Annotated in this window: 13 protein-coding genes and 1 pseudogene; 8 read left to right on the top strand and 6 right to left on the bottom strand. The window is 36.3% G+C overall.

The window, feature by feature from the left end; translation table 11 throughout:
• Positions 1-118: 118 nt before the first annotated feature.
• Complete coding sequence (locus tag F955_RS01000; RefSeq protein ID WP_004890121.1) at positions 119-2179, top strand: bifunctional diguanylate cyclase/phosphodiesterase; 2061 nt, start codon at positions 119-121, stop codon at positions 2177-2179.
• 38 nt (positions 2180-2217) lie between these two features.
• On the opposite strand, the gene F955_RS00995 is transcribed toward F955_RS01000, so the two are convergent.
• The gene (locus F955_RS00995) at positions 2218-2682 is read right to left on the bottom strand and encodes a PaaI family thioesterase (protein ID WP_004890119.1); all 465 of its coding nucleotides are present in this window, start codon (positions 2680-2682) and stop codon (positions 2218-2220) included.
• 303 nt (positions 2683-2985) lie between these two features.
• Between F955_RS00995 and F955_RS17050 the strand changes: the two are divergent.
• Positions 2986-3057, top strand: a pseudogene (locus F955_RS17050) (hypothetical protein); the annotation flags it as partial.
• Positions 3058-3276: 219 nt separating this feature from the next.
• Complete coding sequence (locus tag F955_RS00990) at positions 3277-4476, top strand: tyrosine-type recombinase/integrase (protein WP_004890115.1); 1200 nt, start codon at positions 3277-3279, stop codon at positions 4474-4476.
• Here F955_RS00990 and F955_RS00985 read toward each other — a convergent pair.
• Complete coding sequence (locus tag F955_RS00985; RefSeq protein WP_000541018.1) at positions 4469-4690, bottom strand: hypothetical protein; 222 nt, start codon at positions 4688-4690, stop codon at positions 4469-4471. The genes F955_RS00990 and F955_RS00985 overlap by 8 nt on opposite strands.
• A 214-nt stretch (positions 4691-4904) precedes the next feature.
• Between F955_RS00985 and F955_RS00980 the strand changes: the two genes are divergently transcribed.
• Positions 4905-5795 carry a hypothetical protein gene (locus tag F955_RS00980; RefSeq protein ID WP_004890113.1) on the top strand — a complete coding sequence of 297 codons (891 nt, stop codon included), beginning with the start codon at positions 4905-4907 and terminating at the stop codon, positions 5793-5795.
• 57 nt (positions 5796-5852) lie between these two features.
• Here F955_RS00980 and F955_RS00975 read toward each other — a convergent pair whose 3' ends face one another.
• Both F955_RS00975 and F955_RS00970 read right to left on the bottom strand, forming a co-directional pair.
• Complete coding sequence (locus tag F955_RS00975; protein WP_004890111.1) at positions 5853-6761, bottom strand: hypothetical protein; 909 nt, start codon at positions 6759-6761, stop codon at positions 5853-5855.
• A gap of 198 nt (positions 6762-6959) precedes the next feature.
• Positions 6960-8006 carry a YagK/YfjJ domain-containing protein gene (locus F955_RS00970; RefSeq protein WP_004782012.1) on the bottom strand — a complete coding sequence of 349 codons (1047 nt, stop codon included), beginning with the start codon at positions 8004-8006 and terminating at the stop codon, positions 6960-6962.
• A gap of 414 nt (positions 8007-8420) precedes the next feature.
• Here F955_RS00970 and F955_RS00965 point away from each other — a divergent pair, with 414 nt between their 5' ends.
• Positions 8421-9365: a YagK/YfjJ domain-containing protein gene (locus tag F955_RS00965; protein WP_004890109.1), complete on the top strand. Its 945-nt coding sequence runs from the start codon at positions 8421-8423 to the stop codon at positions 9363-9365.
• Between the two features lie 179 nt (positions 9366-9544).
• On the opposite strand, the gene F955_RS00960 is transcribed toward F955_RS00965, so the two are convergent.
• Together F955_RS00960 and F955_RS00955 are read right to left on the bottom strand one after the other, a co-directional pair.
• Positions 9545-10468, bottom strand: coding sequence for a hypothetical protein (locus tag F955_RS00960; RefSeq protein WP_004890107.1), 924 nt, complete (start codon positions 10466-10468; stop codon positions 9545-9547).
• A gap of 9 nt (positions 10469-10477) precedes the next feature.
• Positions 10478-11197, bottom strand: a complete 720-nt coding sequence (locus tag F955_RS00955) for a YaaW family protein (RefSeq protein ID WP_004890105.1) — start codon at positions 11195-11197, stop codon at positions 10478-10480.
• 187 nt (positions 11198-11384) lie between these two features.
• On the opposite strand from F955_RS00955, the gene F955_RS00950 reads away from it, so the two are divergent.
• From F955_RS00950 to F955_RS16220, 3 genes are all read left to right on the top strand, one after another.
• Entirely contained in the window at positions 11385-12026 is a 642-nt protein-coding gene (locus F955_RS00950; RefSeq protein WP_017401524.1) for a tetratricopeptide repeat protein, read from the top strand.
• 70 nt (positions 12027-12096) lie between these two features.
• Positions 12097-12585 carry a hypothetical protein gene (locus F955_RS00945; protein WP_004890101.1) on the top strand — a complete coding sequence of 163 codons (489 nt, stop codon included), beginning with the start codon at positions 12097-12099 and terminating at the stop codon, positions 12583-12585.
• A gap of 133 nt (positions 12586-12718) precedes the next feature.
• Positions 12719-13006 (top strand): hypothetical protein, encoded by a 288-nt coding sequence (locus F955_RS16220; protein WP_004890098.1) that lies wholly within the window; start codon positions 12719-12721, stop codon positions 13004-13006.
• Positions 13007-13025 lie beyond the last annotated feature (19 nt).

Here is a 13025-nt window from a genome sequence, read left to right as displayed (position 1 = left end):
AAATATGACCAAGGGTGTATGGGTTGAGCAATGTTCTTGGGTGCCCTCGAGTTAGGCAGGTAAAGATGCAATGTGGGCTTAAGCAGTTCGGGAAAGCAAGCTTCTACAGGACTCTTATATGATTCATGTTCATTATGACATTAATCTGGTTATAGGCTCGCTCATTGTAGCTTTGGTGGTTTGTTTTCTTGCCATTTCAATTGAACAGCTGTTATTTGATAAAGCTCCTCCCAAATATGAAAAGCTGATTCTGGTTACAAGTGGTGCGATTTTAGGGTTCTCTATCTGGTGTATGCACTTTGTCGGCATGACCGCCAGTCATTTGCCAGACAATACCTATTTTGATTCCGGACTGACTGTTACCTCTTACATTATTGCTTTTATCGCCTCGACCTTTGCCATCTGGCTGACGACACGACAAACCCTGCCTTTTCCCCGTCTGGTACTCGGCGCGGTATTAATGGGGCTGGGAATTTCCGGCATGCACTACACCGGCATGATGAGTATGGTGGTGCAGGGTTATGTGATCCGCTATGATCCGGTACTGGTGATCTGTTCGGTACTCATTGCGATTAGCGGGGCTGGTTTAGGCTTCTGGATGCTGTTTAAGAATCGCAGTATTGCTCGCCGTAGCTTCTGGCTGAAAGCCGGTGTGGCATTGATGCTAACTTTCTCCATTGTCGGGATGCACTATACCGGGATGGCAGCGACCAGTTTTCATTCCATAGTGGGTGAAGGCTTGGCTGAAATGTCCACGCTTGAGCGCGAATTGCTGATTACTGTAGTTTTCATTACCTGTCTGGTTCTTGTTGCCGGTTTCTGTGTAGCCATGCTGGAACAGCGTCTTGAACATCGCAATCGTCAACTGGCTGAGGCCAATAAAGAGCTGGCCAATCTGGCTGTGCAGGATAATCTAACCAAGTTACCCAATCGTTTTTATCTGGCAGAGTATTCTCACTTTCTGTTTAATGATCATCATTACCGTAATGCACAGTTTGCCTTTCTGTATATTGATCTTGACCGCTTCAAAGCAGTAAATGATGTCTTTGGACATCATGTGGGGGACCAGCTCCTGATCCAGCTGGCTAACCGGATTCATAGTTTACTCAATGAGCACTCGAGATTGCTGCGAATTGGGGGTGACGAATTCTTGTTGATTCTAGAAAATGCAGAACCGCAACAGGCCGCTGAAGTCGCTGAAAAAATTTTAAGCATGATTCAGGAAAGCTTTACGATTGCTGGCAAGGTGATTAATGTTTCAGGGAGTATTGGTATTTCAATGTACCCGGAACATGGTCAAAATGTTCAGGATCTTCTGATCAATGCCGATTCAGCCATGCTGACTTCCAAAAATCAGGGGCGTAATACCTATTCATTGTTCAATTTCAGTAATGATGAAAAGGAATCCAGAAGTCAGAGTAAGCTGATTAATGACCTTTATAAAGCGGTTGAAGAACACCAGTTTGAGCTGTATTACCAGCCTAAATATCGTACCGAAGATTTGCAGATTTGTGGGGTTGAAGCCTTAATCCGCTGGCGGCACCCGGCACTGGGCTTGTTATCACCAGTAATGTTTATCCGGGGGGCGGAAAAAACCGGCCTGATTATTCAGATGGGGTATTGGGCACTGGAGCAGGCCTGTAAACAGATTCATCAATGGGAAACGGAAGGAACGAATTTCTTCCCGATTGCTGTTAATTTGTCTGCCGTGCAGTTTGAACATAAGAACCTGTTTAAAAATCTGGAAGAACTGTTAGCACGTTACCAGATTAATCCGAATCACTTGATGATTGAGATTACTGAATCTACAGCCATGCATCATATTGATAGCAGTGTGCGTACCCTGGAACGCTTGCGTGATATGGGGATTCAGCTGGCAATTGATGACTTTGGTACAGGACATTCCAGTTTCTTGTATCTGAAGAACCTGCCAGTGAATGAGCTGAAAATCGATAAAGAATTTATTGCAGACCTGACCGCAGGTTCCAAGGAAGAGATGATCCTGGAAAGTATTATCCATCTTGCAATTAAGCTAGGTTTACAGGTCACTGCTGAAGGGGTGGAAACTCAGCTACAGGCAGACATCCTGACCCGTTTGGGTTGTCAGCAGTTACAAGGATTCCTATTCAGTAGACCAGTTAGTGTGAAGGATTTACCCGAAGCCGCTATCGTTTCTTAATCTGTTTAATTTTATCAATCAGCCCCTCAATTCAGGAGCTACTTAATTTGAATAGCGAGCATTTCAGCTTTTGCACATTCAATCTGATCGGCAGACAGAGAAAGTACAATCTGGATTTTTCGGCCTTCAATTTTCAGTAATCGACCCGTCAACACCAATTCAGTATTCACAGGTACCGGTCGAATAAACTGAATATTCAGACTACCAGTGACACATCGAATTAAGGCTTCACCACCGTCAAAGGCGATGCCAGCTGTATGGCTTTTAAATGCTGCTGCAGAAGCTGTACCATGACAGTCCAGAAGAGATGCAATCAAGCCACCATACAGATGATCGGGTACACCGCCGGTATAATGAGAGGCGGGGCAAATATGTGCAATAGTCTGTACAAAAGGGACGTCCCAGTAACTTTTCAGTTGATGACCATGTGGATTGTCACGTCCACAGCCATAACAGTGGGTGTAGGGTTCAGCATACAGATCCTGAAAGGCAATCCTTGTCATTTTTTTATCCTTATTTAAATGCGATCAGTTGCTTCAATAAATTTATAAAGGTTAAATGATCTCTTAAAATATAAATCTATTTAAATAGGTTTCACCATGAGATAAAAGTCGATATTTCTCCCGAAATTTCAACCTGAAGACGGTATTCTTCTAAAACCTGTCCATTCTATAAACAAAAAGTACAGGAGAGGGTGGGCATTGAGGAATGAGTACTGCATTTAGAAATTCTGCTACAATATCGCCAATTTTTCATATTGATCGTGCTTGATCTTTTGCACTGCGGATCTGCAGTAGGTATTTTCCATGAGTTTTAAACAAGAGTTAGCGGCGCAGGTCGCTCAGCGACGTACATTCGCGATTATTTCCCACCCAAATATTTGATATCTATTCAAGCCCATTCAACCTATTTCAAATAGAATAATAAAAGCATTGTAAGTGCTGTAAAAATATAAAAATATTGATATTCTTTATCTGGTATATCTTTCAACCCCATTCAATAGATTTCAAGTCTAGTCAGTATGTTTGTGTATATATGTGTGTACACATTTTCTAGAATTTTCTATTTGAAAAAAATATGTACACAGGTGGAGTAAAATGCCTTTAACAGATACGTGGCTTAAGAAGAATCTAGATCGTGAACGTTCAGCTATACATACAGAGTCTGATCAAGATGGATTGAGCGTTCGTGTATCGCAAAAAGGAAAACTCACTTTTCAGATGCGTTTTCGATATAACGATAAGCAAGCTCGTTTAGACTTGGGAACCTATCCAAATATGAGCCTTAAAGAGGCTCGTATTGAATTGCAGAAAATGAAAGCAATTTTAGAAAAGGGACATGACCCGCGTATTCATAAAAAAGTAGAGCTTCACAAGATCACAGAGGCTATAACTTTTGAAGCGTTATTTCGTGAGTGGCATGCGAAATATAGTATTCCTAATAAAAAGAATGCAGATCAATATTTAAGATCATTTGAACTTTATGTTTTTCCAAAGTTAGGTAGCATACCTGCTGAGCAAATCACATTACATATGTGGTTAGATTTACTAGAAGAGCAATTTAAACAGTCGCCATCGATAACTGATCGCATTCTTACGAATACAAAGCAGTGTTTGGATTGGGGGATTAATCGAAAATTAATTGAGCAAAATCCCATAAGACATATCACTGGAAAGCGTGACTTGAATATTAAGAAAAATAAAACTGTTCGAGTATTACAAGATGATGAGTTGTCTTTAATTTTTAAAATTTGTGATGAGTCTAGAACATCATTAAGGAATGTTTTATTTCTCAAGTTATGTTTGTTTTATGGTAATCGATATAGTGAGTTGAGGCTTGCACGGAAATCAGATTTTGATTTTAGTAAAAATACATGGACAGTACCGTATGAAAATCATAAGACAGGAGAAAGTAAAGGGGACATTGTTCGACCTATTATTGATGAGATCAAACCGTGGCTTCAGTCTGCAATGGATTTGAGTAATTCTGAATACATTTTCCCACATGAAAATGGCAAAGAGCCAATGGGGCGTAGTGGGCCAACAGATACCCCTTATAACTTCATGCAATTTGCAAGGAAGAATTATAAAATTGAAATGGATCATTGGTCTATGCATGATTTACGGCGTACAGCAAGGACAAATTTCAGTGCGTTTACAAGTAGGGATGTTGCGGAACTGATGGTTGGTCATGTGATGCCTGGGGAACAGGGGACATATGACTATTATGATTATCAAAAAGAGATGTCGAAGGCTTATAAAAAATGGTGGAAAAAATTAAGTAATCTGTCTAGCTAGACAGATTACTCATTTGGTTGTTATTGAAATATTTGATTAACCATTCGTTAAACGTTTCTTCATCCCAAAGGCTAGTAGAGCCAGCGCATTTCTTAATAGGTTGAGGCATTGGTTGCTCGAACATTTTTTGATTAGGTTGTTGGTAACGCCATAAAGTAGATGCAGAGCAATTTTTGAGTTTGTGGCGAATTTCTTTAGATGTTAAGTAGCCCATATCTTTGATCCTTTTGTGATTATCGCAATTAGATAAAAGAACTAATTTTTTAACCTTAAATATTGGCTGGAAATCAACCTATAATGTTAAAACTATTAGATCAGTTCATTGATGGGGTAACTATAAAATTTAGAAAATGTTTAAAATAGAGCAGTACGCATATCTAGAAATATAGTAGTATTATGCTATGCAATTATCTGTATTTTAATAAATTATGATTGATAAAAAATTATCAAGGTTAGAGCAGCTTGAGCAGGATATATGGTTAAACTTTGGTTACTACTATCAGTGTGAATTGGATAATGAATTAATAGAAACGGAGAATCAATCATATATTGATCAAAAAGAAAAAATCATAAAAAGAATGCAGCAGAATGATTTTCCATTGAGTGAGCAGTCAGCTTTTCATTTAGAAATGATGGGAGATGTAGTTTCAATCCCTTTCAAGCCATTCCAGATTGCACAGCTTTTAATGCAGATAAATACATTAAGACCTGAGGTGAATAACTTGCCTGCCAAAATTTTCCAAAGGCAATATTCAGATATTTTAATTGCTTATGTGCAAATGCTTGGTGGGGCGGAGTTTATTCAGAATAGTACACTTGCCAAAAGTGCAAAGGCAATCATTGCAGTCAAAGCTCGTTACGACAAGCAGTTATACCCAAGACGTGAAATTATATATCGTATTTTAAGGGAACAAGTGGCATGTCATGGTAAATGGAAGAATCTAAATCAAGCTGTTCATTTTGTGCTTGATGATCTGGTCAAAGCTTTTGAGGTTAACGATATTGAGTGGCTTCAGTCTGAACTTGTGCTTAAGCAAAAAATGCTCAGTGAATTAGAGCAGGAGAGTAAGCAGTTGTACGCTAAAGCTCAGTCTGATGGCCTGCGCAGAAAGCCAGCATCAATTACGAAAAAAATAGAAAAATTACAGCTGGAACTTAACAATCTTAATCAGATACTGAAGGCAAAATATCCTTCTAGAGAGATGGAAAAGTTTGGGTATAAGATGCCTTACAGTGGTGGATACATTGCTGAAACAATCATCCATGAGTTAAGAAATCAGCCTGAAATATTAAAGGAAATTTTATTTAATAAAGATTAAATATGTGTTTTATATAAGACGCAGATTCAAATAATGGTCAATTAAGCTTTATACAATTCAGTGGTTGGAGTCACATTTTTTGTAAATAAATTTGGGTGATACGTATTCAGTTTCATAATAGAAATAGTTGTATTTAAGAAGTATTTCTCCGAAAATTGCTTTCCATGTCTTTTCATTTGTGCCCTCAACGCCTTGAATATCCATAGGATAATCAATTTCATGAGTGGTTAATATAATATTTGTATTTGGTGCAATGATGAGATACTTTTCATTTCTTAGAGGGATGAAATCTTTCATCGAAAGCGGTTTACATTCACGTTCTGTAGCACTATATACAGTTAGTACATAATTATTTGATAAATCACGTTGAACGTGAAAAAACAAATCTAAAATTTCAGATTGATACTTATCATGAAATTTATCAATCATTACTGAAATTTGTTGTGTAAGCCCTTGCTCAATAAATGATTTATCACGTGAATCACATTTATTCATATCGAATACATATGTAAAAATATTAAGGTTAAATCGTTGCTGAGTTTTGAAGAGCTTTTTCATTACTCGTGCATTTTCTTTTTTTAATTCATTAATAAGTTCTAAGCGTTGGAGTCTGTCAGCCATTGCTATTCGAGTCGTTGAATCTCTTTTTAATTCATTCACGAAAGAATTTACTGTAGGCAAAATATCATTGATATATTGTTCATTATGCAAATATAAATGATTGATTGGCCTATCTAATTCATATCCTAATTTTGAATAAGCTTTGTGTAATGCTTTTACACTTTGACTAAGTTTGAAAAATTTATGTTCGAGTAGCATTGGACTTATGCCGGGAAAATTTTGTAAATGTTCAAATACGTGATCGGTTTGAGGGGAGTTACTGACATAGTATTTACCCTTCTTACTGGATTTTAATTTGAATGCACTATAACTTGGATTTGTGATGATTGATGATATCTCTTGCATAATCGAAAGATTATGTTTATTAACACAGAAATGTATTTGATCGGGGGTATGTATCAAATTTATTTGGTTTGTTGGTGTGCTCATAGAAATTCAATTAATCAAGCTGATAGTGTTTCTATCCAGATGGAGGTGGATTCTAAAGTATTTTCAATTACTCTTCTGCAATAAATCTAGCTAAAGCATAATAAAGTATCTGATTTACCTTGTTGCATACTTGCGAGTGCTGTAGCCAAATGTTCGTTGATTAATTTGGCTCCTTTCAAGAATGAACTGCTCTGTTTTGGTTATGTGATCAATCATCTTATTTAAAGAGTCAATTTTTTCTTGATCATCATGAGTGAGTATACCAATAGCAAGATTTTTACGTACTTGCTCTTCATGATTGAAGCTTTGATAGATTCCTTTTTTTAAGGTTATTTTTTGCCATAATTCACCAAGTTTATAGGCAAAGTTTTTATCTTCTGTAAAAGTATTCGCATCCATGAAAAATAGAAAATGATAGTGATATCTTTTTAATGCTGAGTATTCTAATTTCCAAATAAAACCGATTATGGGGGGGACTTTATCATTTGGTGTATGAAGTTTTTTGATGAACATTCGAAGGTAGGTTTTTAATAATTCAAGCGTGACTGTATGATCAGTATGTATGGAGAAATCCATTTTAATTATGAGTAGCCTTCTGAATGTACTTAATAGTTTTTTAGCAAGCCTTTTAGCTTTCTTGTTCTGATTGAGACTTTTTTCTTGGCGTGACAGAAGTGTTTTTTGATAGTTTGTATCGCTTGCAATAGCACAGGCAAGCTGATGGCAAAAGTCATTTAAAATTTCAGCTTTTAACATAAATTGATTGGGTGCTAGGGCGATAGCATCATTATGACTTCTAAGCCAAAAATCACTCTGACTAACTGTTAAATGATGAAGTATTATATTTTCTTTTAATACCTTGCGAAATAAGTCCACTTCAGGACTTGTACATGTTCTATCTTCAAAGTAATGGGGGTCAATTCTTCGGAGAGAGTCATGTATATTTTTATCAGCAATCGAATAAATATTTTGCTTTTTTTGATGTGGTAAGTAGATAGGTTTTTTTTTAAATTTTCTTATATATAAAATGAGCTGAATGATTTCAAGTTGGCGATATGCCTCATTTTCATCAAATACTTTAAGCTCATAAGTTTTCTGAGATCCTATGCTTGTTGTTAAATCTTCATCTTGATTGGTAGAGGATGGATTAAGGTTGTTCATCATAGCTCTAAAATAAAAAAGTGGCGTAACTTTAGCCTAAGCAAAATCCGATAGATTGGCGATTAGCGTTATGTAGATGAACGAACTTATCGAAACTACAGGGTAGAGTGCTTAACAGGTAATATATATTATTATCTATAAGTAATATATATTAATAATATAAACAATATCTTATCTAGTTGAGTGAGTACTGTGAGGCACTTAACACAGTATAGCCCATACTCAAATGGGCTATAGACAATCTATAAATTACAATGAGTTCAAACAATCTGAATTAACCCTATAGTATGTTCCAAAGTCTATGAGCCTATTCAGCTAAGCAGGATGACTACAACATCCTGCTACAGAATCATGATCAGTAAAAAAATATATCTCTCACTTACATATGAGCCTTATGTTTCAGTGAGAACCTAAATGTACCAAAATATTCAATATGATCAGCTTTACCATGAAGCTGAAGTGCTGGCAGCAGTAGACCATTTCATTCAAGAAGTTTGCTTAGGTAGTTATGATCTATATCTTGAAAACCTGATGATAGACCTACAAAAATTAGTTAAGTCATTTAAGCCAATCTATAACGCTAATTTTTTCTATTGTAATACAGTGCAGATATTCATTGAGGTTGTGAACATCGTTGATCGCACACTCAGTCTAATGCCACAGGCAGACCATGATTGTATAGTCTGTTTTGATGATATGACAGTCTGGCATATTCTGACTTATATCCAATCATTATCAGGCTGTGTAAAACAGCAACTGATTGATTTTCAACAACGTGAATTAAAGAATCAGCAAAGCCTTTTTGAATATACATCCACACTCATTCATCATTATGCGAGAACACTGGTGGTTCGAGTGGATTTATCTATTAAGAAAGAATATCAAGCCTTATACAACATCCAAGTGTTCAATAAAGCGCTAGAAACATTGCTACGGCGTATAGCCGATCAAGATACTTGTTTTAGTGGGTTATATGGTTATGCATGGGCATTAGAGCATGGGGTTAGTAAGGGCTACCATTGCCATCTTTTGCTTATGTACGATGGAAATATGCATCAATGTGGTTTTGAAATGGGGCAGTGGGTAGGTGAGTGCTGGAAGCAGATTACACACGGATATGGTTATATTTTTAACTGTAACCATTCCGACTATATGGCGATCTATGAAGCGATGGGGACTTTAGGGATTGGTATGATTCATCGTAACAATGCCAGTGAAGTCTATAACTTTCTTAATTATATTGTCCCTTATTTGGTGAATGGCGAAAAAGAGCAGCAACACCCAAGGGTGAAAGACAAGTCGAATATGCGTAGCTTTGGCAGAGGGGTAGTCGATTCAAAAAATCGAAGAGGTTTATAAATTATTGACTTTTCAATAGAGAACACAACTATCAGCAGTGTTCTCTATAGGGTCGGGTTTGAGATTAAAATGATAAATTTACATTGCCTTGATCTGTAATCATTTCAGCTTCAAGTACCTGATCACAAGGGTATCTGAGTAAATGGAAAACGGTGGAGCTACTATACCTCAAAATTTTTTTAAGTCTTAATCAAGCTAGTTTGTAATTTCATATAAGTGATTCTTTCTTTCGCAGGCTTTTCAAGTAACTCTACATGAATTGAATATTGGAACAAGTTTTTTGCAGGTAGTCTGATTTTCTCAAAAAATGGAACTTGATCTTGCTTTATCCGAAACTCTTTCAGACCATTGTTAATCTCATTGAGATAATTGCGGTACTGACTCATCAAGCCTAAATATTGGCGATGGCTATCTTCAATCAAAATTTGAGAAAACTCATTTTGATTTAGGCGATGTGAAAGAATAAATTCTAGATGCATTCCAATAGGTAATATTTCCATCATTTGTTGGATAAATTGCATAATTAGCTCAACATGTTGCTGTGAACTAAGTTTTTGGGTTTCTACTAAACTTAGTAGGTTTCCAATAAAGGAGATTAAATGGTTTTTAAGCTGTATAGAGGATGACAAAGTATTATTGGCTAACTGATTAACATCTGTAAGTGGGGTTCTGTTGTCTAGTAATAGTTTAAAAGTCTGTAATAAAGCTAAATACTCGCTCGTTTTGTCTGTATAAAATAAAATGTTTTGTTCTCTGATATCCTGAGAAACCTTCAAGACGCACTGTTTTACAGCCTCAATTTTTTTACTTAAAATTTGAGTTTGGATTACCATTGCTACCATTAACGTCGCAGTAGAAATAGCTTGAGCTGCAACAATTGTGGTTTGCAATGTTGATTGCAAAGAGCCTAATCCTTGAACAAAAGTTTCAACACCTACAGAACTGACTTCTTTTAAAGGAATATGTTGAATAATGCCTACATGTTCGAGCCCCTTTTTCCAGTAGGCAACACCATCTCTAAAAATCACCTGGTCATTTGCTATAGCTTCTAAAAGCTCTTTTGAAAATTTTTCAATGTCGTAACTAAATAATTTATCTATCATGCTGATACCTTAGAACTCATTGTAGTTATTTTTATTTTCTTCATGCTTAATCCTCATCATCGCAACAATACAAGCAGCAGGTATTGTGACGCGATAAGCTGGAGCCGTAATATCTTTTGCAGTTAGAGGTAATGTTGCGGCTGCAACGAATGGATTTACCTTAATAAAATTTTTAGCCATATTTAATCCAGCTAAAAGTCCACCAGCTGTACCTGAAGCGGTTCCACCTCCAAGACTATTTTTAATCGTTTTAAGAGGGCTTTCTTTAATTGAGGTTAGTCCTAAGTATCCTTTTTCTTTCAATTTTTTATTAATGAAGTCCAGCTCATTAAGTTGAGTGATTCGACCAAAAAGGGTTCTTAGTACTTTTTCTTCAAGAAGACTGATATCAGAAGTATCTTTATGGAAATCTACACCTGTTTTTTTTGCAACATCTTCTAGTAGTTCACGATATACAACCCCTTTTCCTCTGACAAGGTTGACTACTGTATCTCCGCCAAATAGTTGAATTTCAGCAGCAATTGCTTTCCAGCTATTTTTATATAAATCGTCTTCAGTTGAGTACATGCTCATGTTTTTAACAAGTGTGCTTTTTAGCCCCCCTGTCCATTGTTCTGTACCTTCACTATCAGCGATTAGAGTATTTGACAATAACTTAAGATCTTGAAAATCACAATATTGTAGAAATGCTAGATCAGGATCTTCGCGAAATTTTGCTTCTGTTGCCATATGAAGTGTTCTCTTTATTACAAAATTTAAGTAAAGCTATTAGGGTGGGCAGTTTTTTAATTTAGGCGATAAAATTGATCTACCATACTAATAATATTAGAAATTTAATTTAAGTGTATCATTAAAAAATTATTAAAATTAATGTAATATTCAAAAGGATTGAATTAGAAAAAGCATAGTTGAAAAGATGGATAGAGATGATTTGATGAGTTTATTTAATAAAGCTCAAAATGGTGATATAGAGGCACTTTTTACATTGGGGCAATGCTTTCTAGTTGGAGAGGGTGTAGAAGAAGATAGTGAAACAGCTGCATCTATGTTTGCAGAGGCAGCTACCGGGGGGCATGCTGAAGCACAATATATGTATGGTTTAATGAACCGTTACGGGCAAGGTATTGATCAGGATTTTGAGGAAGCTGGATATTATTTTAATCAAGCCGTACAGCAAGGATATATAGAAGCAAACATTGAATTGGCAAAACTATTTTTATATGGATTAGGGGTAGATGAAGATTGTGACATTGCAGCAGCTTTGTTAATAGAAGCAGCTGATCATGGTTATAGCGAAGCAAAAGTTGAATTAGGTCTTATGTATGCTAAGGGTATATTCTTTGATAAAGATCCTAAACTAGCTGCAAAGTATTTTGGGGAGGCTGCCGAAGATGGAGATGCTAAAGGGCAGCTACATTTAGGTATGATTTTTAAGTTTGGTGTCGGTGTACCTAAAAACTATGAAATCGCAGCTTCACTATTTAAAAAAGCTGCGGCTCAGGGTGAAGAACAAGCCAATATTGAATTAGGTTTGCTATATGCTGAAGGCAATTTATAAATTTTCAATAAACTCATTTAAGATATAAGTTTATATAAATTAATATTTAATTAACCACAGGGGGAATCGTATGGGATTTTGGGATAAAGTTAAAGAATCAGCTAATAAAATTGCTGAATCAGAAAGTTGGGCAGCAATTAAAGAAACAGCTTCAAATGTTGGATGCAAAGTGGGTGTGCATTCAGGTAAACCTCAGCATGTTGAAGGGCAGCCTCAATGTTATATGGAATATACTTGTGATAAGTGTAATCAGCTAATTATTAAACAAAAACATAAGTTTCCAAGCAAATCGGATGCCAAATATCATAGCAATCGTTCATGTGAAAAGCGTTTAAAGTGTGAGTATTGTGATGCCGTTGAAACAGTTACAGTGCACGAGCATTGGAATTCTAAAGGGGTAGATGGTTATTGTAATAATGTTGAAAAATGTGCTCGTTGTCATACAGAACGTAAAAATGGCAAGCACCACAGCTTTATAAGAAGAGGCACGCAAGGGTCTAAGATTGTAGTGGAATGTATTAATTGTAGACATACTGAATTAAAAGATACTTGGAATTAAATGACTCCAAATTATTTCAGATACATAACATCCTAATGAGAATCATGAAGCTCTTTCGAGTACACATGAAAATATGAAATTAAAGCCTGTCATCGTACAGGCTTTTTTATGCCCTGAATTTAGGAGTCGAGTCATGAGCTTGAATTGCCCCTTTTGTCATTCAACCGAAATCATGATTGTTGAAGCAAACATACAACAAGCAAATTCAACATTATCAAATCTTGCATCACCCGCAGCATTAGGTGCCTTAGGCACAACCGTTGCGAAGTCTTTGAATTTGCCTCCCATCGTTGGAGGAATTGCAGGAACTGTACTCGGTGGTTTGTTTAATTCTTTTACAGAACAAAGCACACCTCCACAGCAAAGTTTGTGCTTCTGTCATAACTGCTACCAAAAGTTCCCCACTCAATATCTGAATTAAAAATAGATCCAATTTTTAG

This window comes from Acinetobacter schindleri CIP 107287, from assembly GCF_000368625.1.
GTDB lineage: Bacteria > Pseudomonadota > Gammaproteobacteria > Pseudomonadales > Moraxellaceae > Acinetobacter > Acinetobacter schindleri.
This window is presented reverse-complemented; position numbering and strand designations above follow the sequence as displayed.